General features: G+C 66.8%; 24 protein-coding genes. 7 read left to right on the forward strand and 17 right to left on the reverse strand.

Features of this window, described 5'->3' with window-relative positions:
• The first annotated feature begins 53 nt into the window (after window positions 1–53).
• Window positions 54–920 carry an alpha/beta fold hydrolase gene (locus BJ970_RS33550; RefSeq protein WP_184731696.1) on the forward strand — a complete coding sequence of 289 codons (867 nt, stop codon included), beginning with the start codon at window positions 54–56 and terminating at the stop codon, window positions 918–920.
• Between the two features lie 110 nt (window positions 921–1,030).
• Here the strand turns inward: BJ970_RS33550 and BJ970_RS33555 are convergent, their stop codons facing one another.
• The 14 genes from BJ970_RS33555 to BJ970_RS33620 form a co-directional block, all read right to left on the reverse strand.
• Entirely contained in the window at window positions 1,031–1,540 is a 510-nt protein-coding gene (locus tag BJ970_RS33555) for an RICIN domain-containing protein (RefSeq protein WP_184731698.1), read from the reverse strand.
• Between the two features lie 242 nt (window positions 1,541–1,782).
• Window positions 1,783–2,544 carry an alpha/beta hydrolase gene (locus BJ970_RS33560; protein ID WP_184731700.1) on the reverse strand — a complete coding sequence of 254 codons (762 nt, stop codon included), beginning with the start codon at window positions 2,542–2,544 and terminating at the stop codon, window positions 1,783–1,785.
• Window positions 2,537–4,138 (reverse strand): arylsulfatase, encoded by a 1,602-nt coding sequence (locus tag BJ970_RS33565; RefSeq protein ID WP_184732568.1) that lies wholly within the window; start codon window positions 4,136–4,138, stop codon window positions 2,537–2,539. The genes BJ970_RS33560 and BJ970_RS33565 overlap by 8 nt, the downstream gene beginning before the upstream one ends.
• Before the next feature lie 71 nt (window positions 4,139–4,209).
• Window positions 4,210–5,820: an arylsulfatase gene (locus BJ970_RS33570; protein ID WP_184731702.1), complete on the reverse strand. Its 1,611-nt coding sequence runs from the start codon at window positions 5,818–5,820 to the stop codon at window positions 4,210–4,212.
• 24 nt (window positions 5,821–5,844) lie between these two features.
• Window positions 5,845–6,711 (reverse strand): ABC transporter permease, encoded by an 867-nt coding sequence (locus BJ970_RS33575; protein WP_184731704.1) that lies wholly within the window; start codon window positions 6,709–6,711, stop codon window positions 5,845–5,847.
• A 9-nt stretch (window positions 6,712–6,720) separates the two neighbouring features.
• Window positions 6,721–7,668 (reverse strand): ABC transporter permease, encoded by a 948-nt coding sequence (locus BJ970_RS33580; RefSeq protein WP_184731706.1) that lies wholly within the window; start codon window positions 7,666–7,668, stop codon window positions 6,721–6,723.
• A gap of 11 nt (window positions 7,669–7,679) precedes the next feature.
• Window positions 7,680–9,200: an ABC transporter substrate-binding protein gene (locus BJ970_RS33585; protein WP_184731708.1), complete on the reverse strand. Its 1,521-nt coding sequence runs from the start codon at window positions 9,198–9,200 to the stop codon at window positions 7,680–7,682.
• A 136-nt stretch (window positions 9,201–9,336) separates the two neighbouring features.
• Window positions 9,337–10,392 (reverse strand): ABC transporter ATP-binding protein, encoded by a 1,056-nt coding sequence (locus tag BJ970_RS33590; protein WP_184731710.1) that lies wholly within the window; start codon window positions 10,390–10,392, stop codon window positions 9,337–9,339.
• Window positions 10,379–11,410 carry an ABC transporter ATP-binding protein gene (locus tag BJ970_RS33595; protein ID WP_184731712.1) on the reverse strand — a complete coding sequence of 344 codons (1,032 nt, stop codon included), beginning with the start codon at window positions 11,408–11,410 and terminating at the stop codon, window positions 10,379–10,381. The genes BJ970_RS33590 and BJ970_RS33595 overlap by 14 nt, the downstream gene beginning before the upstream one ends.
• 44 nt (window positions 11,411–11,454) lie before the next feature.
• Window positions 11,455–12,189 (reverse strand): GntR family transcriptional regulator, encoded by a 735-nt coding sequence (locus tag BJ970_RS33600; protein WP_184731715.1) that lies wholly within the window; start codon window positions 12,187–12,189, stop codon window positions 11,455–11,457.
• 475 nt (window positions 12,190–12,664) lie between these two features.
• On the reverse strand, window positions 12,665–14,566 hold the full coding sequence (locus BJ970_RS39250; RefSeq protein WP_184731717.1) for a protein kinase family protein: 1,902 nt from the start codon (window positions 14,564–14,566) through the stop codon (window positions 12,665–12,667).
• Window positions 14,548–15,249, reverse strand: a complete 702-nt coding sequence (locus BJ970_RS33610) for a protein phosphatase 2C domain-containing protein (RefSeq protein WP_221468370.1) — start codon at window positions 15,247–15,249, stop codon at window positions 14,548–14,550. The genes BJ970_RS39250 and BJ970_RS33610 overlap by 19 nt, the downstream gene beginning before the upstream one ends.
• Before the next feature lie 13 nt (window positions 15,250–15,262).
• Complete coding sequence (locus tag BJ970_RS33615; RefSeq protein WP_184731719.1) at window positions 15,263–16,129, reverse strand: vWA domain-containing protein; 867 nt, start codon at window positions 16,127–16,129, stop codon at window positions 15,263–15,265.
• A gap of 469 nt (window positions 16,130–16,598) precedes the next feature.
• Window positions 16,599–17,186, reverse strand: a complete 588-nt coding sequence (locus BJ970_RS33620; RefSeq protein WP_184731721.1) for a TetR/AcrR family transcriptional regulator — start codon at window positions 17,184–17,186, stop codon at window positions 16,599–16,601.
• Window positions 17,187–17,285: 99 nt separating this feature from the next.
• Here BJ970_RS33620 and BJ970_RS33625 point away from each other — a divergent pair, with 99 nt between their 5' ends.
• On the forward strand, window positions 17,286–18,329 hold the full coding sequence (locus tag BJ970_RS33625) for an NAD(P)-dependent alcohol dehydrogenase (RefSeq protein ID WP_184731723.1): 1,044 nt from the start codon (window positions 17,286–17,288) through the stop codon (window positions 18,327–18,329).
• Window positions 18,330–18,551: 222 nt separating this feature from the next.
• Window positions 18,552–19,385, forward strand: coding sequence for a transposase family protein (locus tag BJ970_RS33630; protein WP_184731725.1), 834 nt, complete (start codon window positions 18,552–18,554; stop codon window positions 19,383–19,385).
• A 146-nt stretch (window positions 19,386–19,531) separates the two neighbouring features.
• Here the strand turns inward: BJ970_RS33630 and BJ970_RS33635 are convergent, their stop codons facing one another.
• Window positions 19,532–20,464 (reverse strand): LysR family transcriptional regulator, encoded by a 933-nt coding sequence (locus BJ970_RS33635; RefSeq protein ID WP_184731727.1) that lies wholly within the window; start codon window positions 20,462–20,464, stop codon window positions 19,532–19,534.
• A 115-nt stretch (window positions 20,465–20,579) separates the two neighbouring features.
• Here BJ970_RS33635 and BJ970_RS33640 point away from each other — a divergent pair, with 115 nt between their 5' ends.
• Entirely contained in the window at window positions 20,580–21,680 is a 1,101-nt protein-coding gene (locus tag BJ970_RS33640; RefSeq protein WP_221468371.1) for a PLP-dependent cysteine synthase family protein, read from the forward strand.
• Window positions 21,681–21,743: 63 nt separating this feature from the next.
• A complete protein-coding gene (locus BJ970_RS33645) occupies window positions 21,744–21,887 on the forward strand; it encodes a RidA family protein (RefSeq protein ID WP_221468372.1) in 144 nt (47 codons plus the stop codon).
• Window positions 21,888–21,977: 90 nt separating this feature from the next.
• On the opposite strand, the gene BJ970_RS33650 is transcribed toward BJ970_RS33645, so the two are convergent.
• Entirely contained in the window at window positions 21,978–22,259 is a 282-nt protein-coding gene (locus tag BJ970_RS33650; RefSeq protein WP_184731729.1) for a hypothetical protein, read from the reverse strand.
• Window positions 22,260–22,543: 284 nt separating this feature from the next.
• Here BJ970_RS33650 and BJ970_RS33655 point away from each other — a divergent pair, with 284 nt between their 5' ends.
• Window positions 22,544–23,479 (forward strand): NmrA family NAD(P)-binding protein, encoded by a 936-nt coding sequence (locus tag BJ970_RS33655; RefSeq protein WP_184731731.1) that lies wholly within the window; start codon window positions 22,544–22,546, stop codon window positions 23,477–23,479.
• A 184-nt stretch (window positions 23,480–23,663) separates the two neighbouring features.
• Window positions 23,664–24,143, forward strand: a complete 480-nt coding sequence (locus BJ970_RS33660) for a GtrA family protein (RefSeq protein ID WP_184731733.1) — start codon at window positions 23,664–23,666, stop codon at window positions 24,141–24,143.
• Window positions 24,144–24,425: 282 nt separating this feature from the next.
• On the opposite strand, the gene BJ970_RS37400 is transcribed toward BJ970_RS33660, so the two are convergent.
• Window positions 24,426–24,608: an AMP-binding protein gene (locus BJ970_RS37400; protein ID WP_184731735.1), complete on the reverse strand. Its 183-nt coding sequence runs from the start codon at window positions 24,606–24,608 to the stop codon at window positions 24,426–24,428.
• Between the last annotated feature and the right edge of the window lie 126 nt (window positions 24,609–24,734).

A 24,734-nucleotide genomic window follows, 5' to 3' on the forward strand; every position in this document is an offset into this window, starting at 1 on the left:
ACCTACAGTCACCTGCGTCGAGCTAACCAGTTAAATCTTCCAAAGGAGTTAGAATGAGCGTGGTGTATCACCGGACCATGACCATCGCCGGTCATCAGGTTTTCTACCGGGAAGCCGGACCGAGCCAGGCGCCGACCGTGCTGCTGCTGCACGGCTATCCAACCAGCTCACACATGTTCCGCGAGCTCATCCCAGCACTGGCCGACCGCTATCACGTCATCGCCCCGGACCATCTCGGATTCGGGCAGTCGGACACACCGCCGGTCGACGAATTCGAATACAGCTTCGACGCGCTCGCCTCCATCACCGACGGTCTGCTGGACCAGTTGGAGGTGAGGAAGTTCGCGATCTACGTGCAGGACTACGGTGCGCCCATCGGCTGGCGGCTCGCACTGGCCCACCCCGAGCGGGTCACCGCGATCATCAGCCAGAACGGCAACGCCTACGAAGCCGGCTTCGTGGCACCATTCTGGGCACCGATCTGGACATACGCGGCCGATCCCAACCCGAGCAACGAGACCGCCCTGCGCGAAGCCCTCGGCCTGGACGCGATTCGCTGGCAGTACCTGCACGGCGTTGCTGACCCCAGTCTCGTCAGCCCCGACACCTGGACCCACGACCACGCTCTGATCCAACGCCCCGGCAACGACGCGATCCAACTACGCCTGTTCCGCGACTACATCACCAACGTCGCCCTCTACCCGCGCGTGCACGAATACTTCCGCGAGAGCCAAGTACCACTGCTAGCCGTGTGGGGGGCCAACGACGAGATCTTCGGTCCCGACGGCGCCCGCGCCTTTCGCAACGACCTTCCCGACGCCGAGATCCACCTCCTCAACGCAGGGCATTTCGCACTCGAATCCGACCTCGACACCGTCGCGGGCTACATCCGCGGCTTCCTCGGCCGAGTCGTTGAGTAGTCACCGCCCCAGACCCTCGGTGGGAGTATTTGCTGGGCGGGCGCGAACAGCCGACCAAGCTCCTCGCGCCCGTCCAGGTCCCGACCCCCATCACGGGACCTGTGTCCCAGTTAGCCGATTTGCCACTGTTGGTCGGCGGCACCGACGCAGTCCCACATCACGACCGCGGCGCCGTCCCACCGATTCCCTGCGGGAACGGTGAGGCACTTGTTGTTCTGGTTGCGGAATTCGCTACCGGTGAAGGTCCACCGCTGGGCGGGGATGTCGCCACATGTCCACTGGTTGAGTCCGGCGCCGGTGGCCCCGTTGTTGCTGTTGAGGTCGAGGCATTTGCCGCTGTGGTCGTTCCGGTACTGGCTGCCGCTCCTCGACCAACGCTGGTTATTGCGACCCGTGCACCCGAGCATGGCCACCGCGCCGCCATCGCCGACGTTGTCCCCCCGGACCTCCAGGCACAGCCCGTTCATCCTCGACACGATCAAGAAACCGGCCAAAGCCGACTCCGCCTTTGTTGGTTGCCCCGCGGTGGCACCTGCCGACGAGGCGACGAAGCCGCCGCCCACCACGAACGCCATGGCGATCAACGCCGCAACGACCCGCCCCAAAGCAGATCTGGTCATGAGGTACTCCTGCCGCTGGATGAATGTTCGCGCCGCTGCGCGAACTGATCCAACTTTCGGCGGGTCCACCGTGCACGCGTATCCCCAAACTTTGGGATAGCGACAGGCCGCCGGGATGAAATACCGTTGCCGGTTGCGCTCCCGAGGTGGTCGGCGATTTCACTGGAAATCGCCGGTCGGCGGATGGAGCGCCTGGACGGGACCCTGTCGTCGTGACTACCTCCTCGGCGTCGGTTGCGGTTTCAAGGGAATTGGCGTGCCGATTTCCCTTGAAACCGCCGTCCCAGGAAGTCGATCGTGGCGTGGTAGCAGCCTTCGTGGTCATGCACTGGAAGACCGTGACCCCGGCCCGGCACGATCTCCAGCTCATTCGCCACTCCCAGCTCGTCCAACCTGCCGTGGAAGGCGACGCAGCCGGACGCCGGGGTGAGCTCGTCCTCCGTGCCAACCCGGCTCAGCACCGGCGGACACGAGTGATCCACATACGACAGTGGCGAGGCGACGGGAACCGGCTCCGGTCCAAGGAATTCCTCGACCATCTCACCGATCGCCGGGACACCGAGGTCGATCACCGGATTGTACAGCACCGCTGCCTGAACCGCGCTGGACACGCCCGCCCAGCCGCCGCTCCCTTCGAACCTGCCCGGGGTGAGCGCCACGAGCGCGGCCAGATGCCCGCCCGCGGAGCCGCCCGCCGCCGCGATCCGGTACGCGTCCACGCCTAGCTCGTCGGCGTGCGCGCGCATCCACCGCACCGCGCACTTCGCGTCCTCCAGCGCCGCCGGCCACCGCGCCTCGCCGGAGAGGCGGTAGTCGATGGTCGCCGTCACGTACCCCGCGTCCGCCACCTCCGACGCCAGCCGCGCGAGCATGTCCAGCGTTCCCTTGCGCCACCCGCCGCCGTGCACGAACACCACGCCCGGTCGCCGACCACCGCCGCGCCCGTACAGGCGCAGCTCCAGCGGTCGCCCGCCCCCGGTGCCGTAGACCACCGTCTCAGACACGGTCTTCCGCCGACGCGATCGCGATGGCCCTTCGCTCCTCTATGTCCATGTCCCGGTAGATGCCGACGGTCGTCTCGAACGGGATCAGGCCCACATGCGAGGCCCACTCGTCCCACGCCGCACTCAAATCATCCACAATGGATGGATGCTCGGCGGCCACGTCGTGCAGCTCGGTGCGGTCGTTCTCCAGATCGTAGAGCTCCCAAGGGTCTGGGTATGCCCGCACGAGTTTCCAGTGGCCCCGCCGGACCGCCGCGTTCCCGCAATGCTCCCAGTAGAGATCCGCGTCCGCGACGGTCCCGCCCCGCCACGCGGGCAGCATGCTCCGTCCCTCCAAAGGCGGCACGTCCGCCTCGGGAAACGTCGATCCGGTGGCCTCAAGCAGCGTCGGCAGCACGTCGACGAGTTGGAACGGCTGGTGCACGATGTCCCCTCCGGAGAGCCCACCCGCGGGCCAGTGCGCGATGAACGGCGCCGCGATCCCGCCCTCATGCACCCACTTCTTGTAGTACCGGAACGGCGTGTTCGACAGGTTCGCCCACGCCCGCCCGTAACTGGCGAAGGTGTCGTCCGGGCCGGGGTCGATCGACGGGTAGTTGCCGACGCGGATGGGCCGCCCGTCGCGCGTGGTGCCCGACGTCAGGTCCTTGCGCGACGTGAAGCGTGCGGGGTCGCCCTGCGGCAGGGGCTCGGGCGAGGCGCCATTGTCAGACAGGAACAGAATGAGCGTGTCGTCGAGGATGCCCTGTGCCTCCAGCTCGGCAACGATTCGCCCGATGCCGCGGTCCATCCGCTCCACCTGCGCGGCATAGGTTTGCATGCGGCGCAGCTGCCAACGCTTGTGCTCCGCGTCCTGCCACGCCGGCTGCGTCGGATCGCGGTCGCTCAACGTCGTGCCGGGTTCGGCGATCCCAAGTTCGATCATCCGCTCTAGGCGACGCTCACGCAGCTCATCCCAGCCGTCATCGAAAATTCCGTCATAGGCGAGGATGTCCTCCTCAGGCGCATGCAGTGGCCAGTGCGGGGCCGTGAACGCCGTGTAGAGGAAAAAGGGCTCGCTCCCCCGCTCCCGAATGTCGCGCACGGCCTCGTCGGCGATCGCATCGGTGTAGTAGAACCCGTCCCGGTCGGCGGCGTCGGTTGCGGGCGTTTCGCCGCGGGTCAGCGTCTTCGGGTCGAAGTAGCTGCCGCCACCGGTGATGGTGCCGAAGAACAGGTCGAATCCGCGCCGCGTGGGCCACGCGTCGTTGGGCCGGCTCGGATCGTTGCTCAGATGCCATTTACCGCTTAAGAAGGTCGAGAAACCGTTGGCCCGCAACACTTCCGCGACGGTAAGGCAGCGCCGGTTCAGCGTGCCAGGATAGCCGACGGGCCGCTCGTCGCGGTTGAGGATGCCGATGCCGGTCTGGTGCGGGTGCAGTCCCGTGAGCAGCGACGCACGTGACGGGCTGCACCGCGCCGTATTGTAGAATTGCGTCATCCGCACGCCGCCCGCCGCGAGCCGGTCCAGATTCGGGGTGCGGATCTCGCCGCCGTAGGCGCCGATGTCGGAGTAGCCGAGGTCATCGGCCAGAATCAGAAGCACGTTCGTCATGAACGTCAGCCTTTCTTGGTCAATTCGGCGCTGCCCTGGCCGACCATGCCCTGGCCGGTTGGGACGCTGGATCAAAGGTAGTCCTCCGAAGACGCGATCACCGTGGCTCGCGGCTCCGGGATGCCCATCTCGCGATAGAACGCGATGGTGGTCTCGAACGGGATCACCCCGATCCGCGCCGTCCATGCCTCCCACGCCGCGGCGAGCTCGGCGACCACCTCGGGTTCCTGCGCCGCGAGGTCGTGCAGCTCGGTGCGGTCCCGCGTCAGGTCATACAGCTCCCACGCCTCGGGATAGGCCCGCACGAGCTTCCACCGGTCCCGCCGGATCGCGGCATTTCCGCAGTGCTCCCAGTAGAGATCGGCCTCGTCGACCGTTTCGCCGCGCCACGCGGGCAGCATGCTGCGGCCCTCCAGCCGCAGCTCTTGGTCCGGTGCCGCGCTGCCGGTGACCTCAAGCAAAGTCGGCAGTACGTCCACGAGCTGGAACGGCTGGCGCACGATCCCGCCCGCTTCGAGGCCGCCCGCAGGCCAGTGCGCGATGAACGGCGCCGCGATCCCGCCCTCATGCACCCACTTCTTGTAGTACCGGAACGGCGTGTTCGACAGGTTCGCCCACGCCCGCCCATAGCTGGCGTAGGTGTTCTCGCCGCCCGGGGGCACGTCGGGGTCGTTGCCGATGAGCACGGGACGTCCGTCGCGCGTCTCGTGGGAGAGGATGTCCGTGCGGCGGTGGAACCGGTCCGGATCGCCCTGCGGAAGGTCCTCATTGGACGCTCCGTTGTCGGACAGGAAGATGATCAGGGTGTCGTCGAGGATCCCGTGTGCCTCCAGTTCCCGGATGAGCGTGCCGATTCCGCGATCCATCCGGTCGACCTGTGCGGCGTATGCCTGCATCCGCCGCAGCTGCCAGGGCTTGTGCTGCGCGTCCTGCCAGGCGGGCTGGCTCGGATCGCGCTCGCTGAGCGCCGTGTCCTCCTCCAGCAGGCCCGACGCGACCATCCGCGCCAAGCGCCGTTTTCGCAGCTCGTCCCAGCCATCGTCGTACCTGCCGTCGTAGGCGGCGATGTCCTCCTCGTGCGCGTGCAGCGGCCAGTGCGGCGCAGTGAACGCCGTGTACAGGAAGAACGGCCGGTCGCCGTGGTCCCGGACGTGCTCGCGGATGAACTTCGCGCCCTCGTCGGCGATCGCGTCGGTGTAGAAGAACGCGTGGTCCTTGACCTCATCCTGCGCGCTTTCCTCGCCACGCATCAGCGTCTTGGGCTCGTAGTAGCTGCCGCAGCCGATCAGCGTGCCGAAGAACCGGTCGAACCCGCGGCGCGTAGGCCAAGCATCGTTGGGGTTGACCACGTCGTTGGTCAGATGCCACTTTCCGCTGAGGTACGAGGAAAAACCGTTGGCGCCGAGCACTTCCGCCGCGGTCGCGCACCGGCGGCTCAGCGTGCCCGGGTAGCCGGTGGGGCTCTCGTCGTTGGTGAGAATGCCGATCCCGGTCTGCTGCGGGTGCAGCCCCGTGAGCAGTGACGCGCGCGACGGGCTGCATCTGGCCGTGTTGTAGAACTGCGTCAACCGCACTCCGCCCGCCGCCAGGCGGTCCAGGTTCGGCGTCCGGATCTCGCCGCCATAGGCGCCGACATCGGAGTAGCCGAGGTCATCGGCCAGGATCAGGACGACATTCGTCACAGCTGGTTTCCCTCCCTTGGAACCTCACCGCGAGGCGCGGTTGTTGAACGTGTCGGCCATCAGGGCGAACCCGAGGATGATCCACGCGAGCGCGATGGTGGGCGCCAGCACCGACAGCGGGCTGTCCGCGATGTAGGGCAGACCTGCCTGCACCATGCTGCCGAGCGACGCCTCGGGCGGCTGCACGCCCACCCCGAGGATGCTCAGCGCGCCTTCGACGAACACGGCGTCGGCGATCGCGATGGCGCCCTGCACGAGGATCGCGGACCGGATGTTGGGCAGCACGTGCCGCCACAGCAGCCGCCACCGTGATGCGCCCAGCGACCTCGCCGCGATGACGTAGTCGCGGCCCAGCTGGCTCAGCATGCCGCCGCGCGCGAGCCTGCCGAACACCGGCAGGTTGATCACCGCGATCGCGACGATCACCGCGGTGGTGCCCGGGGTGAGCACGAGCGCTAGCGCGATGCCCAGCACCAACGTCGGGAAGCCGATGATCACATCGAAGATTCGGGACGTGACCTGGCCGAGCCACGGCGCGAGCACGCCCGACAGCCCCAGCAGCGTCCCGACGATCCCGCCCAGCGGGATCGCGATGAGCGCGATCACCATGTCCAGCCGGATCGCGTAGATCAGCCGGGACAGCAGGTCCCGGCCCAGCTGATCGGTGCCGAGCAGGTGGGCCGCGGTGGGCCCGGCGAACGACGTGCGGCCCTGCTCGTCCAGCCCAAAGGGCGCCAGCAGCGGCGCCAGCACCACCACCAGGAGCGCGATCAGCACCATCGCGGCGCTGATTTTTCCTGTTTTCGAGGACAGCAGCCACGATCCGCGCAAGCGGCGGGCGGCGCCGGCGAACACGCTCACCGGCTGCGGGGTTTCGACCATTGTGGACATCGCAGGCTCCTACTTCAGCCGGACGCGGGGGTCGAGGGCGGCAAGCGCCATCTCGGAGATCAGTTGCATGACGATCGCGGCGACGACGGCGAACAGGATCAGGTCCTGCACCACGAAGTAGTCGCGGCTGAGCACGCTCTGCACGAGCAGTTGGCCGACGCCGTTGCGCGCGAACAGCGCCTCGACCAGCACGGCGCCGCCGAGCAGGCCGCCGAAGCGGATGCCGATCACGACGACCGCGGTGGACATCGAGTTGCGCAGCACGTGCACCCACAGCACCCGCCGGTGGGTCAGGCCCTTCGCGTTCGCCGCGCGCACGTAGTCCTCGTGCATCGCCTCACGCATGCTCGTCTGCAGGAGCCTGCCGATGACCGCCGAATGCGGGATGGCAAGCGTGATCGCGGGCAGGATCAGGCTTTGCAGCGCGCCGCCCGGGCTCTCCGACAGCAGAGTCTCGCCGCTGACCGGCAGGATGTCCGGCCACACCACGCCGAACAGGAGCAGCAGCAGGACGGCGGTGACGTAGGTGGGCAGCGCGAGCAGGATCGAGAAAGCGCTGTCCAGCGTGGCGCGGACGCGTGCCGAGCGGGACGATCCGCCGAGCACGCCGAGCGCGATACCGATGACGCACATCAGGATCGCGGCGAGCGCGGCGAGTTCGATCGTGCTCTCCAGCCGCTGCCCGATCAGCTCGGCGATGGACTGGCGGTAGATCAGCGAGTCGCCGAGCTGCCCGGTGACCAGCCCACGCAGCCAGTCGAAGTACTGCACCGGTGCGGCTTTGTCGAGTCCGAGCGAGCGTTCGATGGCCGCGACGGTCTCGGGGGTGGCATCGGGACCGGCGAGCACGCTCGCCGGGCTGCCGGGCGCGAGCTGCATCAGCACGAAGATCACGATCGAGGCGCCGAGCGCGGTCAGCAGGGCGGCCGGGATCCTGCGCATCAGGTAGGAGGGCATAGCGGCCTGCCTCAGCGGTAGGAGAGGGATTGGGGAAGGAGATAGCGGAACGCGGTCGTGATCCGGAGATCCCGGACCTCGGAGTCGACCACCATCGGCGGTGGCGCGATCACGAGCGGCAGGTTGAATGCCTGCTCGACGAGATAGCTGCCGAGCGCGGCGTTGGCCGCCGCCCGCGTGTCTTCACCCGCGGTGCTGGCGGCCTTGATCAGCCGCGTGTACTCGGGCGAGCTGAAGTGCGTGCCCCCGTTGGGTTTGAGGTGCGCGGTCGCGGTCACGCATGCCACCGGGGACAGGCTGCCGAAGCCGGTGGTGTGCACGAAGCAGGTGCCCAGCGCGCCGGCGACATTGCGGTTGATGAACGCGGCCGATTCGAGGATGTTCGGCTCGATGCGCAGGCCCACGTCTTCGAGGTTGTAGCGCACGATGTCGAAGATCGCGCGGCCGATGAGGTCACCGCTGTTCGCCGTGACCGGGACCGAGGCGCCCTCTAGGCCGAGATCCCGCAGCGCGGCGCGCGCCCGGTCCGGGTCATAGCGCCACCGTGCGTCGGTCTTGGCGTCCCAGCCCGGCGTGTTCTTCGGCCACCACAGGTTGGTCACGGTGCCGGTGTTGCGGTAGATCTGGCTCACGATGCGTTCCCGGTCGACCGCCACCGCCACCGCCTGCCGGGCGCGGATGTCGTCGAATGGCGGCTTCGAGGCGTCCAGGCCCAGCACGTAGCACTGGATCCCGCCCCGGTTCTCGACCCGGAGCTGACCGCCGCGCACGGTGCCCGCGTCCAGCGGCGTGAGCCCGTCGGTGATCTGGGTGCGGCGTGAGCGGGCGGCGGCGATGAGCGCCTGCGACTGCTTGATGATCAGCACGCTCGCGCTCGTCAGCGCGGGTTTCCCGCCCCAGTACTGGGAATTGGCCGCCAGCTCGATCGAGTCGCCCGCGCGGTAGCCGTTCCAGCGGAACGGGCCGGTGCCGACCAGGTTCTTCCCGTCGGCAGCTTTGGCGAAGGTGTCCTTATCGACGATCGGAGTGGTCTCGAACAGCTCGAACAGCCGGTTGCTCGGTTCCTTGAGCGTGATCTCCAGGCCGTGCGTTCCCTGCGGTGTCATCGACGCGATCTGCTGCGCGACGCCGGTCAGCTGGGAGCCGTTCTTCGGGATCGCGGCCTGCTGCAACGAGAAGACGACATCGTCTGCGGTCATCGGGCGTCCGGTGTGGAAAACGACATCCTCGCGCAGCCGCAAGGTCAGCGTGCGCAGGTCGGGGCCGGGGGTCCAGGACTCGGCCAGCCGCGGCTGGGGTGTGCGCGTGTCGTCGAGTTCGGTGAGGTAGTCGAAAACCAGGTGCTGCCACAAGCTGTTGCCCGAGACGACCTGCATGAGCGCGGCGAGGTTCGGCTCGGTGGACTGGGCGAGGGTGATCGCGCCCGCCGCCTTGCCCGTGGAGTCGGTTCCGCCGCAGCCGGCGGCGAGCACCGCCGTCGCCGCGGCGGAGAGCGCGAGAAAGGAACGACGCGAAATGTCTGCCGTAGACATGAGTGATTCCTTCGTGGACTAGTGTCTTTTTATAAGCGGCGTAAGCCGCTTGCGGTGTGGGACTCGGCTCGCACCGCTGCGGGTTCTCAGGCGTCGCCTGGCGAGGACAGCCCCAGCGCCGTGTATTGGGCATACATCAGTCGGGGATCGGCGGAGTCCAGGCGGGTGCGAAGTGGCATGCGGTGTGGTGCCCGGTGGCCGCGGGCTCCGTTTCGGAGAACGGAGAGGCGGTCTCGCAGAGCTCGGTGGCCGCCTCGCCGCGCTCGGTCTGGATCTCCCGGCGCAGCCAGCATCGAGTGTGGAAACGGCACCCCGGCGGCGGATCCAGCGGGCTCGGCACGTCACCGGTGAGCTGGATGACCTGGTTCTCGTGCCGCCGGTCCGGCGACGGGTCGAGCGCGGCCGAGAGCAGCGCCTGGGTGTAGGGATGCTCGGCCTTGTCGTAGATCTCGGCCTCGGTGCCGGTCTCGACGATCCGCCCGAGATACATGACGGCGACGCGGTCGGCGAGGTGCCGCACCACGGACAGGTCGTGCGCGATGAAGATGAACGAGAGCCCGAAGCCCTGCTGTAGCTTGCTGAGCAGGTTGAGGATCTGGGCCTGGATCGACACGTCGAGCGCGGAGACCGGTTCGTCGCACACGATTACCTTGGGGCGCAACGCGAGCGCGCGGGCGATGCCGATGCGCTGCCGCTGCCCGCCCGAGAACTGGTGCGGGTAACGGCGGAGATGGTGGTCGGGGTCGAGGCCCACAACGCTCAGCAGTTCCTGGATGAGCTTGCGCCGGTCGCCGCGCGGGGCGATGTCGCGGTGGATGTCGAACGGTTCGCCCACGATCTGCTCGACCGTCATACGCGGGTTCAGCGAGCCGTAGGGATCCTGCATGATCAGCTGGACGTCACGCCGCAGCCGGGTGCGGTCCCGGCGGCCGAGCGAGAACATGTCGCGGCCCTCGAACTCGGCGGCGCCCGAGTTCGGTGTCTCCAGCAGCATCAGCAGTTTCGCGAGCGTGGACTTGCCGCAGCCCGACTCGCCGACCACGCCTAGGGTCTCCCCGCGACGCAGTTGCAGGCTGACCCCATCGACGGCCTTGACGCTGTGCCGGCGCTGCCGCCGGAGCCCGCCGCTAACCGGGTAGTGCTTAACGAGGTCACGAACGTCGAGTAACACGTCCGCGTCAGAACTCGGCATCGAGGACCTCCTCGGAGATGTGGCACGCGGCGACACGGCCGGGGCGCGGGACCCGCAGGACCGGTGTTTCGGCCGCGCAACGGCTGTTGTCGGAGAACGAACAGCGGGGATGGAACGAGCAGCCGCCGGGCAACGCCGCGAGGTTCGGCGGCAGGCCGGGGATCGTGTGCAGCTCCTGGCCCTTGTCGCTGCGCCGGGGAATCGACTGGAGCAGCCCGCGGGTGTAGGGGTGTGCGGGGCGCGTGTAGATGTCGGTGGCCTCGCCGTGCTCGACCACCCGGCCCGCGTACATCACCGCGATCCGGTCGGCGACCTGCGCGACCACGCCGAGGTCGTGCGTGATGAGCACGAGCCCCATGCCCGACTCTCGCCGCAGGTCCGCGAGCAGCTGCATGACCTGGGACTGCACGGTGACGTCGAGCGCCGTGGTGGGTTCGTCGGCGATGAGCACGTCGGGGTCGAGCGCGATCGCCATCGCGATCATCGCGCGCTGCCGCATGCCGCCGGAGAACTGGTGCGGGTAGTCGTCCACCCGCTTGGCCGGCGCGGGGATCCGTACCCGGTCGAGCAGCTCGACCGCCTTGCGCTTGGCATCCTTTTTGGACATTCCACGGTGGACGCGGAACATTTCCGCGATTTGCCAGCCCACCGGGAACACCGGGTTAAGCGCGGACAGCGCGTCCTGGAACACCATCGAGACACCGGATCCACGCAGCGAGCGACGGCGGCGGTCGTCCATCGCGAGCAGGTCCTCGCCGTGCAGCAGCACCTGGCCACCGGTGATGCGCGCGGGCGGCGTCTCAAGGATGCCCATCACCGCCTGGGCGGTCACGCTCTTGCCCGAGCCGGATTCGCCGAGCACGGCCAGCGTCTCGCCGCGGCGGACACTCCAGCTCACGCCGTTGACGGCCCGGGCGACGCCATCGCGTGTGGCGAACTCGACGTGCAGGTCTCGCACTTCGAGGGCGGCGTCGGTGGCGGTGTCTTTCCCGTCAGGAGAGGCAAATGAAGTCACCATTGAGGTCATGAGATCTCCGGAGGTTGCGGGATTGCGACCGGGGATCAGCTGCGCTGCCGGCGCAGCACCCGGAAGGACGCGACGTCGCTGCGGTGGTGCGACACCGAGTGCATGAGCGGCATCCCGTCCGGCCCGATGTTCATCAGGCGCTGGCGGAGCACGGGGGTGCCTTCGGCGATGCCGAGCCGGGACGCGACGAGCGGTGCGGCGGCGACGGCGTCAATCGTGCCTTCGGAGCTGGCGATGTGGGTGTTCGCCTCGCGACGCAGGAGCGTCATCATGTCGAGGTTGACGTCCTTGAGCACGGTCGGGTCGATCTTGGCGCCGTTCACGATCTGCGCCAGGTGGTCGATGATCAGTACCGCGGGCTGAGCGTCTATCGCGAAGACGCGCTCGACTTTCCACACGTCGGCGCCCTGATCGAGGCCGAGCGCGGTGAGAACCTCGTCCTCGCCGGGGACAACGGTGATGTCGACGAAGCTCAGCGTCGGCTCGTGGCCCGCGGAGCGGATGACCTCGCGGGTGGTGGACACCTCGCTGACGTCGAAGGCCACGGGTTCGCCCAGTTCGCGCACGAACGTGCCAGCGCCCCACCGCCGGTCGACCAGCCCCTCGGCGAACAGCTGCTTTAGCGCCTCCCGGACGCTGGCGCGGCTGACGTTGAGCTCCTCGGCGAGCACCGTCTCCGACGGGAGCCGCCGGCCCGGCTCGTACTCGTCGCGGATCCGGGCGCGCAATACCTCCGCGACGCGGTCGGGCAGCCGGCTGTGTAGTTCCACGGGAGCTCCTTCACTCGTCTGACGTCCGGAGGTCTGACTTATTTAAGGCGCTGGTGCCCGTGCCGTCAAGAAGCGTTCGGAAATTGCCACTAAACCCCGCTACGCAGCCAAAACCCGGGTTGCCGCTGGTGCTGTCGGGGATGTTCGCCGGTCGGGCGGCGACTTGGCAAGGGTTGAAGTACGACTCATGGCAGAGGTAAGAGCCGCCCGCGCATGGCGCGGGCCTGCATGCCGGGCTTGAACCCTTCGGCGCATGCGTTCTTCGACGTCATCCTCGCTCGGATCAGAGACCCCGCAGTGCCGAACGGGTGCCTCATCGCTCAATCCGCGGCTCAGTCAGCCGCGCTGACCTCCGACAGCGCGCGGTACTGCTTGCGGCGGATGGCCTTGGCACGGTGTGCGTTCTGGGTGCGCGGCGGTCGCCTTGCATTCATCACCAGTGCCTGCATGCACGGTCGAGTTCAGGATTCATCATTCACAGACCGAACCAGCGTTTCAGGAGCTGCCGAATCCGGTTCGGCGCCTGCTCTGCCGGCGGCCAGGGATTCCGATACGGCACCGACCATCCCGACTGCCAATTCGGTGGTGGGGGTGGCACCGGTGGCGGTGGTGGTGGGGGTGGCGGTGGTGGCGCGGAAGGCTGTGGTGGTGAGATCTGGCTAGGCGGCAGTCGGTAGACCCGATACTGCGGGGGAACTGGGCCTGGCTGCACCGGGGGGCGAACTGGCCAAGGTTGTGGTGGCGTAGGGAGTTCAGGGGGAGGTCTGTCAGCCCCACCGCATGGCGACCTAGTTGCCGATCCCGTCGAGTTCAGCTCCTCATGCGGGGAGACCTGCGCGGCGAACCCCGGGGACGAGTACAGCCTGCCGAGACGCTGCTGGAGGTCGTCCGCGCCGCTTCCGGATGCGGCTGGCTTGCCCGGCAATGCACCCGAGCCTTGCTGCGGCGCGCCGGAGGGCACCGAGGCTGGTGCCGATGTCGTCGTCGGTTTGTCAGAGCCTCCGAGATCTCGCGCTTCGGGAGGTTCGTGTATCTGATCAGTTTCATCGACGAATGCCCCGTTGGCTGCCGCTTCGAACTCTTCGACCTGTCGCATATCAAGCATGCGAAGGGAGCGCAGTCGACGCAGTTCGATCTGCGGGGTCCAATACGATCGCTTGCCCCGGTACGCGGTGACCATGCCGGTGATCGACACCCAACGTCCCTTCAGGCCAGCCAGATCTGCGCCGTACTCCTGGCAGAGTTCTTTACAGACTTGGTCGAATGCGATGATGGTAAAATCTCCGCGTCGCCAATCACCGAGGTTGACGAAGGCCATCTTTCCGTAAGCAGTCGGCTGCAAGCGCGCATCGACGATTCGGCCGAACGTGGTGACCTCATCGCCCTGACACGCGAGCAGCGTGTCGCGCTCAGCGGCCGGCACAGGTCGCGGCAAGTCGTAGGTCCTGGTGCGCGCTCGGCCGCTTCGGCGCTGCGGCCCGGCAATCCCCACGCCTCGCAGGATGTCGGGCACTGCCGCGAACTCGGCCGTACAGGCTTCCCTGAGTCGCCGCAAGCGCGCGGCCAGCGGGGCGATCTCGCCGAGTCGGGCGAAGACTCCCGACTGCTCTGGTCTGGCGAAGTCCGATCCGCTGAAAAGGAGGTTCTCACCGGTGTGGAACTCGTCCCACAGGACGGGATCGTGCTGGAGAGCCTCGAGCGATAGGTCGATCACGAAAGTCGCGAACAGATCGATGGATGCGTCGTAGTGGTCTGCGCGATCGGGGTGCTGGAAATTGCGGTGGCCTTGTTCGGATGGGCCGAGTGGACGAAGCGCCGGTAGGAACATTCCGTCGTAGTCGACGAACCGCACGTTGTGGTCCGGCCGCACCAGGATGTTGCCGTGCTGGAGGTCACCGTGCGCGACGCCCACTCGGCGCAGCGCGGTAACAGCTTCGCGGATGTGTCGCCGGACGGCGCCGAGCGCATCGGGGTCGTTGAGGTGGTTATCGATCCAGCTGTCCAGCCGTCTTCCCTCGACCCAAGGCATCCGAACTATCGGGAGGGTGCTGTTGCGCACGCGGATTCCCGTGGGGATGTAATCGACGTCCACCAGGAAGCCCAACCGTTCATGCGCCTGGACGAACTCGGCGATTCTCGCATAACGTTCCTGGAGGTGATTGCCTTCCTTGTGGAAGCAACGTACGGCAAAACACTCCGAGCCGACCTCAATCTTGAACGTCAGCGCGAACCCGCCTGAGATCGCGTTGGGCAGGCCGAGACCATTGCGCAGCGGCTTTCCACGTTGCAGAATCTCGTCCTCGAACGCCCGCTGGGGGATCTGGACCGCTTCTTGGTAGTCAACGGGTGTCGGTAGTTTCACGTCTGCACCACGCACGCTGTCGTATCGTCGTTGTCCATCCCGTTTTCCCTGGCACGAGCGACGAAATCGCCAAAAGCCTCGGGACTTTCGAGGTATTTGGCAACCGGGAGGAGGCGTCCTGCCGTCTGGTAGTCTTGCAGGAGGTGTTTCGCCATCGCGTCCGTGGCAAGCACGAACACATCACCGGCGTCGTAGCTACCCCCTCCTTCCCAGATGGCGACGGTCGCGGCCGCATGAGGCCGAGTGGTGATCAATGCGGGGAAACGTGAGAACCGATCCGCTCTATCCAGTGGTCCTGCCAGAAGGATCTCTTCTCCTCGTAGGTGGAACAGGCAGGAGTCACCGATCGCGCGCACCCGATACCCGGTTTCGCGAACCGTGAGCCCGACGAAGGCGGCCGCCGCACCCTGCGGCAGCTTCTCCACCGCCCACCACGGCAAGCCGGGCCGGGCCACCTGTTTCCACCAGGCCTGGCGCAGCCGGTCCAGCACGTCCGGCGCGAGCGGGTCGACACCGTCGCGGGTGAAGGCGTTCACGAGGATTTCGCTCCACACCTCGGACCGCGCCGATGTCGATGCGCCGTCGGCCACCGCGAAACGACCGCTTCCGACGTCGTAGGCCACGCGGTCCTCGTTCTCTGCATCGCTGCGACCACGCTTCGACATGCTCTGAGCGACGGCGCAGATCCGGATTCCCACGGCTGCCCGCAACCTACGACTCGCGTCCGTCGGTGAGTTCCTTGAGTCCGGTCGGCGTCACCGCTCGGGTCCCGATGTCGAGGAAATCCACCACCATGTGGGCCTCGGCGTTGTAGACGAAACCCCGGGCACCGGGTTTGACCTCGTATCCGGCGACAGCAGTGGCTTCCAACATCTGCGGCGGCAGCTCGCTGGAGATGTCGAACAGCATTTTCGCGTAGGCGTCCGGAAGCCCCGCCGGGGCATTCGGCATCACCGCAGGCGGATTCGGCATACCGGACACGTGCACGTTGAACAGCAGTACGTTCCCGTCCTCGGTGGCCGTCTCGCGGATCTGCCAGGCCACATCGGTCGGTTCGCCGTCCGAGCTTACGCCGTCGGTGATGTTGATGACGATGGGCGGAAAGCTGCGTGGATTCTGACGACACCAGGAATCGATGATCTCAGCAGCCGTGCCGAATGCCTTGACCATCGGCGTCTGCCCGTTGAACCGCGGGTCGACCCACACCGGCTTGTTCGTCTGGACTTCCAAGAAACCGCCGACGCCATCGGAAATCTTCTGCGTGAGCTGGTCCATCCGCTTAGGATTGCGCGCCACCTCACCGATGGGGATCAGCGGTGTACCGAGGTCTGTTCCGTGCAGCACGGGCCCGACGTCCATACCGTATCCAATGATACCGACTTCGAAGTAGTCGAAGATCCGGTCGTCGCCCTTGCTACACAGCAGAACGGCGTTGCCCAGGATCTTGTTCACCGTAAGGGCCAGCTGATCGGCCTTGGACATCCCGGTGCCCGCCCAAGGCTCGGACATCGAGTACGACTGGTCGATGAGCAGCAGCAGGCAGGCCCGCTGAGTGCGGTTGATCTCGGCTGAGTACAACCCGTTTCCTCCGATTATGGAATAGTTTCTGCGCGAAAGGCGGGTTCCGCTTGACGAGTGGTCAGGTCGTCAAGCACCTGGCCATCTACTAGGAGGTTCGTCTGGTCGCAGGAGAGCTGCCCAAGGAAGCACAACGAAGAAGTGATACACCCTTTCCAGGACCGTATTTCCATCGTCAACCACTTCCAGCGCCGAGGCTGGGGGCAGATGGGCGCCATACTCCTCCAGATGCCCGACCGCTGTTGGGATGTATCGCTGGCGAATGCTACACAGGTTGCCGTCCGTCGGGGTGCGCTTTGCGCCAGCCAAGGTTCAAACTTTTGAGTTGATCAACTGGTCACCATGCGGCAAGCCCGCTCAACCGCTGGCAATGACGGTGCGGTCCTGGGCAACCCGGACCGTGCGTCGGGTTGCGCGGTGATCTATGCAGGGGCGAACCGCGCAGTTAGGCAGAATCACCTCGTGCGGCTTAGTTTGGTGTGACGACGCGTCGGACGCTGTCGCGGAGCAGGGTTCGGCGCTGTTCGTGCATTTCCGGGGGTTCTTGGTCGGTGGCGGCGTAGACGTTGCTGACCGGTGACCATGCCATGGACATCGCGATCACCATGGCCATCAGGTCGAACGGGTCCCCGGCCCGGACGATCCCCGCGGCTTGCGCCTCGGCGATGGCGCGCAGTTTTGCATCGTCGAGACGATCGGCATCGTCAACGAGGTGACCGGCCGGGCGTCGTTCCAGGCGCGCCCAGGTGGCCAGCCGGATGAGGTCTGGGCGGCGGAGGTATTCGTCGTACAAACGCACGGCCCAGTCCGCGAGATCGGTGGCATCGATCGGGACGACGGTCATGATCCGCTCCAGAGCGCCGAAGAAGATCGCGTCGAACAACCCTTCCTTGCTACCGAAATAGCCGTAGAGCTGAGCCTTGTTGGTGCGGGCCGCGGCCACGATGCGTTCGACGCGCGCCCCGGCGATCCCGTGCTCGGCGAACTCCCGCGTTGCCACGTCCAGGATGCGCTGCCGCGTCGCGGCGCCACGCGAGGTCAGCGGTTTGTCGGCCATGCCGAGCACGATAACAACAGACCAGTCGGTTTGCCTGACCGGTCGTTCCTCGGCTAGCCTGCAAATAGACCGAACAGTCTGTTTATCTCGGGAGGAAGCATGAGGACCACCGTGGGCTGGCAAGCCGTCCGCGCCGGGAACACGCTGCGCCGGGTGTCGCTCGAACGCCGGGAACTACGGGGCGACGACGTCGCCGTGCGCGTGGACTATTGCGGCGTCTGCCATAGCGACTTACACGCCGTCCGCGCCCACACCGACAACGACGATGCGCCGTTGGTACCGGGCCACGAGTTCACGGGCGTGGTAACCGATATCGGGCGCGAGGTCGCCCGATTCGCCATCGGCGACACCGTCGCGGTCGGCAACATCGTCGACTCCTGCGGTACGTGCGCCATGTGCCGACAGGGGCAGGAAAACTTCTGCTACGAGTTTCCGACCCTGACCTACAGCGGCACCGACCGCCACGACGGATCCACCACGCTGGGCGGCTACTCGCGCGAGTACATCGTGCGCGACCAGTTCGCCTACCCGCTGCCCACCGGACTCGATCCCGCAGCCGCGGCTCCTCTTTTGTGCGCGGGGATCACCGTCTGGGAGCCACTTCAGGCACTCGGTGTCGGCCCGGGTAGCCGTGTCGCGGTGGCCGGACTCGGCGGTCTCGGACACCTCGCGGTCAAACTCGCCGTCGCACTCGGCGCCGACACCACGGTCATCAGTCGATCGACCGACAAAGCCGATGACGCCCGCCGCCTCGGCGCTCACGACCTGATCGTGTCCACGGACGAACAGCAGATGACCGCATCCCGAGACCGGTTCGACGTCGTCATCGACACCATTGCCGTACCGCACGACATCGACCCCTACCTGCGGCTCGTCGCCCTGGACGGAACACTCAGCCACCTCGGGCACCTTGGCCCCGTCACGGTACAGACCACCGACCTGCTAGTAGGGCGAAAGAAACTCAGCTCCGCGGGCAGCGGCGGCCGACCCGCGACCGCCGCCATGCTCGATTTCTGCGCCAAGCACAACGTCACCGCCGACATCGAAATCGTGCCTTCCAAGCACATCAACGAAACTCTCGAACGCCTGGAGCGCAACGACGTTCGCTACCGCTTCGTGCTGGACATGTCCGACCTGTCGTAAACCGCTGCTGCTTTCAGGGTTGGCGATTTCAATGACCTTTTTCCATCCTGATCCTTGCAGGTCAGGGGGCGTTGACGTGGGTGGTGAGGTGTGAGTGGGCTGGTCGGAGTCATGATCATCGGGATTGATCATCTGACACTGTCCCCACGGCCCACGGCAGGGTGATCATGATCACTGCCGGGGAAGACGAAAAAGATGGCCCTCGGCGGGTTCGATTGGTTCGTGACTACACAAAAAAACCTCGCCGAGGGCGCAGCGCCCATTATCTACCAGGTCCAGCTTCCGGTCTCCACCCGCACGCTTCAGGTGGTCAGTGACCTGATTTCCGCTCGCCGCAAGAAGATCGGTTCCCGCTGGCGCAAGGCACCCCCGGGTAAGCAGGCGATCATCGCGCTGGCGGTGCTGCGTCACGACCAGCGGCTGCTGGATTTGGCCGGGGGCAACGGCGTCTCGGCCTCCACGATTCGCCGGTGGGTCCTGGAGGTCATCGACCTGCTGGCCGCCCGCGCCCCGCGCCTGGACCGGGTGCTGGCCACCACCGCCCGCACCGGGGGCGAGGTGGTCCTGCTGGATGGCACCCTGATCCCGACCCACCGGCGCAGCGGTCACGACAACCGGCGCTACTACAGCGGCAAACACAAACGCCACGGGCTGCTGTTTCTCGCTCTCACCGACGACGCGGGCAATCTGCTGTGGCTCTCGGCCGCGACCCCGGGCCGGGCCTCGGAGGTCACCACCGCCCGCCACGCCAAACTCACCACCAAACTCCGCGACGCCGGCCTGGGCGCGATGTGCGACCTGGGATTCACCGGACTGGAAGACGACCCCACCCAGCCCGTGATCATCATCGGCCGCCGTGCCGCCCGCGCCCGGCCCCTCACCGACGCCGAGAAACAGGCCAACCAACTCCTCGCCCGCGAACGCGCCGCCGGTGAACATGGCTTCGCCGACCTGAAAAACTGGCGCATTCTCACCCGGCTACGCATGCACACCCGCCACGCCACCCGCCTGCTGCGTGCCCTGCTGGTGCTGACCAACCTGGAAATCACCCGCTGACACATGGCCACCGCAAACGATCATGGCCCTTCACCAGCCCACTCACACCCCACCCCCTCTGTCCACCCCCCATCACCAGCCCAAACAGGATGGAAAACGCTCAATGGAAATCAACGCGCTGATTTCCATTGAAATCGCCCGGACGGTCACTCACGTAGGTCCGGGATCTCGACGAGACGGGCCGCCTCCCGCAGGGCCGCCATCGTCCTGGCGACGGCGGGAACCCTCGACAACCCGGTCGTCGTCACCGCCGTCACCACCCGCACGGAGCGGGGGTGAAGCCGTCGCACCACCAATCCCGCCTCCGCACGTGCCGCGGCGAGCATCAGCTCGGGCAGCAAGGCCACGCCCAAGCCGGCCGCGGCCAGCGCCTGCAGGGCGGCGTAATCGTCGGTCTCAAAGGCGATGTCCGGGTCGAATCCGACTGCGCGGCAGGCGTCGACCAGGTTGCTCCGGCAGTCGGGGCACCCGGCGATCCAGCGGGAGCCGGCCAGATCGGCAAGTTCGACGACGGCTTCGCCGGCAGCCGAATGGCCGACCGGCAGCGCGACGTGCACTGCCTCCTCCAGCAGTGGTGTCGCCGTCTCGTCCGGGCCCTGGCCCGGCGGCGCGCCGGTTCCCGCCATCTCGTAGTGATAGACGACCGCGATGTCGACCTCGCCGCGGCGGAGCAGTTCATAGGCGCCCCGGGGCTCGGTCTCGGTCAGGGTGAACGACAGCCCCTCATGCCGTGCGGTCAGCGTCCCGAGCGCCCGCGGCAACACCATCGAGGCTCCGCTGGGAAAACAGGCGAGCCGGACCCGCCCGGCGCGCAAGCCTGCCACCGCCTCAACCTCCGACTCGGCACGCGCCACGAGATCGAGGATCTGTTCGCCGTGGCGAAGCAGCACCTCACCAGCGTCAGTCAGCCCGACGCGCGCCTTCGAGCGGACCACGATAGGAGTCCGCAACGCGCGCTCAAGGCCCTGGACCTGCTGGGTCACCGCCGGCTGCGAATACCCGAGGGAGCGCGCCGCGGCCGAGAGGCTGCCCTCTGCCGCGATCGCCGCCAGCACCCGGAAGTGTTTCAGCTCCAACACGGCACCCAGTATAAGCCTGGCTTATGAGACTCCGAATATTTTTGCCGTTGACCAATGGCTCGCGGCGGTCGAGCCTGGACAGCGACCCAGATCAGCCGAGCAGACGGGGACCGAAATGGACCGGGCAGGAGCCGCCGCACAAGTCCTGGACCCGGGTCTGGACCGGCGCTGGGTCGCGGAGGCGATCCGCAAGATCGAGGCCGACACCAACCGCAGCGCCGATACCCACCTCCATGTGTTCCCGCTGCCGTCGTCCTGGAGCATCGACCTGTATCTCAAGGATGAGTCGGTGCATCCCACCGGCTCGCTCAAGCACCGCCTCGCCCGGTCCCTTTTCCTCTACGGCCTGGTCAACGGCGACATCACCGAGGGCACGACTCTCGTCGACGCCACCAGCGGCTCGACCGCCATCTCGGAAGCCTGGTTCGCCCGGATGCTCGGACTGGACTTCGTGGCCGTCGTACCCAGGGCGACCAGCCGTGCCAAGCTGGAGCTGATCGAACGCTCCGGCGGCAGCTGTCACCTGGTGGACCGCCCGGGCGAGATCTACGCCGAGGCCGAACGTCTCGGCGCCCTACCCGGCCACCACTACCTCGACCAGTTCGGCCGGGCTTCCGTCGTCACCGACTGGCGCGGCAACAACAACATCGCCGCCTCGATCTTCGATCAGCTGACCATGGAACGGCATCCGGTTCCCGCCTGGATCGTGGTCGGGGCCGGAACCGGCGGCACCAGCGCGACAATCGGCCGGTACTGCCGGTACCGGCAGGTGGCCACCCGCCTAGCGGTCGTCGACCCCGAGGGATCGGTGTTTCACCGGGCCTGGCGCGAGGGCAGCCGCGACGTCACCGGCATCGGCTCGAACATCGAGGGCATCGGCCGGCCCCGGGTCGAACCATCCTTCGTGCCGTCGGTGATCGACGAGATGCTGGTGGTGCCCGACGGCGCGACGGTCGCCGCGATGCGCGTCGTGGAACGCCTGACCGGGCGCCGCGTTGGAGCCTCGACCGGCACCAACATCGTCGGCGCGCTCGAACTCGCGTCTCGCATGCGCGCGGCCGGGCAGACCGGAAGCATCGTCACGCTCATTTGCGACGACGGACAGCGCTACACCGACACCTACTGGAACGACGAGTGGGTCCGTTCCCGTGGCTGGGATTTCACGCCCTATCTAACGCACCTTGAGTCGCTCACGAGGGACGGCGGTCCCGCGTAGCCGACCAACAACCGGTCGAGCCAAGCACCGCGCAGCAGCCTCGTCGACTGGACACCCGACAAGATGCCCCTGTTCACGGCGGGGGCCGCCCGGGCCGCCGAAAAGCTGGGCGTCACCCTGCTGCCCCCGCTGACCGGGATCGGCGTCGCCGCACTGGCCGAGCCCGACATTCTGGTCGAGATCGAGGCCACCGCGGTCATCGAGTAAATGCACAACGAGCCAACACCGGCCCGGCAGCCGCCGATCTGAACAGCGTCCCCAGGGGCTTATCCGCTCCGGGGACCACGTGCAGCCGGATTACTCCGACGCCGTACCGCCGGCGCGCTGTGCGAGCGCGACACCCGCACCGATCGCCGCAGCCACCGGCCACTCGATCACCGAAAACGCGGTCAGCGCTCCAAGACCACCGTAGAAGGCCAGCATCTGGCCCGATGGGAGATACCCCCGAACGGTTTCGGCCGCGCCAGAAAGATCATCTCGCGTCGGGATGACGTGATCGGGTCGGTGGAACTCCGCCGTAACACCGGGGAAGTTCACCGTCGTCCCCTCGGTACCTGCCTTCCGCTGTTTAGTAGCCATTGCCCCTCCCCCGCACGCAACCACATGGGCAGCCGTGCATCGGCGTCGAAATCGCCGAAGCCAGACCGGCTGAACAACACGAGTTTACCCCTAGGTACAACAAGAACACACCGCGGCGGGACGATGGCGAACGTCTGTCCCGTAAGCAACAAGCGGGTACTGGCGGCGCGCATCGGCATGCGAGCCACCCCGCCGACTTGGGGCTGCAAGACATGGGGCGAAAGTCCCTTTTCTTGCAATGCGACGGTTCTACGGTGGCCGGAGCTGCGCAGGAAGGAACCGCAATGGCAGACAGCGAAAACATTCTCGTCACCGGCGCCGGGGGCGGCGTCGGTGGAGTCGGCCGCACCGTCACCACACTTCTGCTCGCGCACGATCTGCCGGTGCGGGCGCTGGTGCGTCACGACGACCACCGCGCACAGGAGCTGCGCACTCTCGGTGCGCAAGTTGTCGTGGGTGACCTTACCCGCCCCGACGATGTAGCCGCCGCGATGGACGGTTCCCGCCGGATGTTCTTCAGCATGAGCGTCTCGCCTGACTACCTGGAGGCGGCCACGACGGTGGCGACGGTGGCCAGCGCGACCGGGTCCCTCGACGCCGTGGTCAGCATCTCGCAGATGACGGTGTCGCAGATGACCGCGATCAGCACCGAAGAGTCCCACCAGCAACGGCTGCACTGGCTGTCCGAGCAGGTCCTCAATTGGTCCGGCCTTCCGCTGGTGCATATGCGACCCACGATCTTCCTGGACAACCCGCTGTTCACCACACTGGCCGCGCAATCCATCGCCGACAGCGGAACCATCCGGCTGCCCTTCGGCACCGGCCGCACCTCGCCAGTGGCGGCGAAGGACGTCGCTCGCGTCGTCGCGGCCGTCCTGCGCAACCCGACGCCGCACCTCGGGAAGGTCTGCGAACTGACCGGGCCGCGGTCCCAGGACATGAACGGTGTCGCCGCAGAATACTCGCGCGCACTGGGCAAACCGGTGTCCTATGTGGACGTCCCGGTCGATACGTGGACCGACCAGGTGCTCTCGCGCGCGGGACTTCCGCCGCACACCCAGGAACACATCGCTACCATGACCCGCCTGCACCGCGAGAACCGCTACGACCGATTCACCCAGGACATTGAAAAGATCACCGGTGAACCCGCGCAGTCCGTCGAGGAATTCGTCGCCGAACGAGCCGACCTATTCGCCCCGCGAGCACCTGAACAACAGTGAGCTGTTCCCTGTCGGTCACCGAACGCGACGGCGTCAGCGCCAACCGTCGCTCGCGCGCCTGGCGATCACTCGAACGTGCGTTCAATTCGACGGGAGCCCTTAAGATGCGGAGGCGAACGCTCGCGACGCCGCCGCAGCGTTGGCCCTCCGTTGGCGGCCCACATGATTGGTGCGATGGGTGGAGATGCACGAGCAGACCACGTCAGGCCTCCGTACGGCCGAGCGAGTCGGGGATCTGCTCACCTCCTGGGTCGACCGGCTTCCCCCGCGGCTGCGCCGGATCCTCCCCCGCGACCTCGTCGGCTTCGCGATCCTGGGCGCTTTCACCTTCCCGATCGACCTCGCCATCCTGGCGTCGTTGCGCACCTGGACCCGGCTGCCACTGGCGGTCTCGGTGGCCGTGGCCTACGCGCTCGCCTTCACGCTGAACTTCGTGCTCAACCGCACGGTCAACTTCCGTTCACATGCCCCGGTCGGCCGCCAGTTCCTCCGCTACGCGGTGGTGGTCGCCGCCGACTTCGCGCTGACGCTGGGTGTGACCACTGGCTTGTCCGCACTGGGAGTCGACTACCGACTCGCCAGACTACTCGCCGGCACCTGCGTCGCCCTGTTCACCTACGCCGCTTCTCGGTGGTGGGTCTTCCGGGACAACTCCCACCATTAGCGCACGATTTCAAGGGACAGTCTGCTGCGTCTCAAGCCCGCTGCGGGAGCTGATAGCGAGTTCCGATCCGGCGATTGGCGCTTGCGCGCACGACCGGGTTGGACGAAAACCGCTGTTACGGTCGACACCGCTTTCCTGCTTCACGTCGAGTCGGTTCCCCGAAGGGGCGGTTGAGCGAGAATGTCAGAAGAAACCACGCAGTCCGTCATGGACACTTCCGGACCGTAAACGGGCAAACCCGGACCGCGCCGGAAAGCCATCAGCAATCCCTACATCCATCGTTTACAGCGCCGCCACTTCCGAGGAAGTCGGGTAGATCGGCACCACGACCGCACCGATGCTCAGTACCGCGAAGTCCACCACTGCCCACGCCACGCTCGTCGGCCCCAGCGCAGCCACGCGGTCACCGGGCCGGACGCCAGCGGCGATCGAAAGTGGCCCGACTTCGGGCCGGGTATGCCCCACCTCTCAATAACCTGCCCGATCAGGCAGACATTCGTGAGCAGTACACATAGATTGTGTCGTTCGGTGTTGTGCAGCCTGTCGGCATCTAGGCTCATCCGCACAACTTCGGCCCAACAACGAGACGGT

The sequence above is a fragment of the Saccharopolyspora phatthalungensis genome, assembly GCF_014203395.1.
GTDB classification, from domain to species: domain Bacteria; phylum Actinomycetota; class Actinomycetes; order Mycobacteriales; family Pseudonocardiaceae; genus Saccharopolyspora; species Saccharopolyspora phatthalungensis.

Excerpts from the sequence above, each read along its gene's own strand:
- BJ970_RS33585 (WP_184731708.1), bottom strand. The coding sequence starts at position 9,200 with ATGTCTACGGCAGACATTTCGCGTCGTTCCTTTCTCGCGCTCTCCGCC.
- BJ970_RS33660 (WP_184731733.1), top strand. The coding sequence starts at position 23,664 with ATGCACGAGCAGACCACGTCAGGCCTCCGTACGGCCGAGCGAGTCGGG.
- BJ970_RS33640 (WP_221468371.1), top strand. The coding sequence starts at position 20,580 with ATGGACCGGGCAGGAGCCGCCGCACAAGTCCTGGACCCGGGTCTGGAC.
- BJ970_RS33595 (WP_184731712.1), bottom strand. The coding sequence starts at position 11,410 with ATGGTGACTTCATTTGCCTCTCCTGACGGGAAAGACACCGCCACCGAC.
- BJ970_RS33650 (WP_184731729.1), bottom strand. The coding sequence starts at position 22,259 with ATGGCTACTAAACAGCGGAAGGCAGGTACCGAGGGGACGACGGTGAAC.
- BJ970_RS33580 (WP_184731706.1), bottom strand. The coding sequence starts at position 7,668 with ATGCCCTCCTACCTGATGCGCAGGATCCCGGCCGCCCTGCTGACCGCG.
- BJ970_RS33550 (WP_184731696.1), top strand. The coding sequence starts at position 54 with ATGAGCGTGGTGTATCACCGGACCATGACCATCGCCGGTCATCAGGTT.
- BJ970_RS33625 (WP_184731723.1), top strand. The coding sequence starts at position 17,286 with ATGAGGACCACCGTGGGCTGGCAAGCCGTCCGCGCCGGGAACACGCTG.
- BJ970_RS33555 (WP_184731698.1), bottom strand. The coding sequence starts at position 1,540 with ATGACCAGATCTGCTTTGGGGCGGGTCGTTGCGGCGTTGATCGCCATG.
- BJ970_RS33645 (WP_221468372.1), top strand. The coding sequence starts at position 21,744 with ATGCCCCTGTTCACGGCGGGGGCCGCCCGGGCCGCCGAAAAGCTGGGC.
- BJ970_RS33620 (WP_184731721.1), bottom strand. The coding sequence starts at position 17,186 with ATGGCCGACAAACCGCTGACCTCGCGTGGCGCCGCGACGCGGCAGCGC.
- BJ970_RS33590 (WP_184731710.1), bottom strand. The coding sequence starts at position 10,392 with ATGCCGAGTTCTGACGCGGACGTGTTACTCGACGTTCGTGACCTCGTT.
- BJ970_RS33565 (WP_184732568.1), bottom strand. The coding sequence starts at position 4,138 with ATGACGAACGTGCTTCTGATTCTGGCCGATGACCTCGGCTACTCCGAC.
- BJ970_RS33655 (WP_184731731.1), top strand. The coding sequence starts at position 22,544 with ATGGCAGACAGCGAAAACATTCTCGTCACCGGCGCCGGGGGCGGCGTC.
- BJ970_RS33575 (WP_184731704.1), bottom strand. The coding sequence starts at position 6,711 with ATGTCCACAATGGTCGAAACCCCGCAGCCGGTGAGCGTGTTCGCCGGC.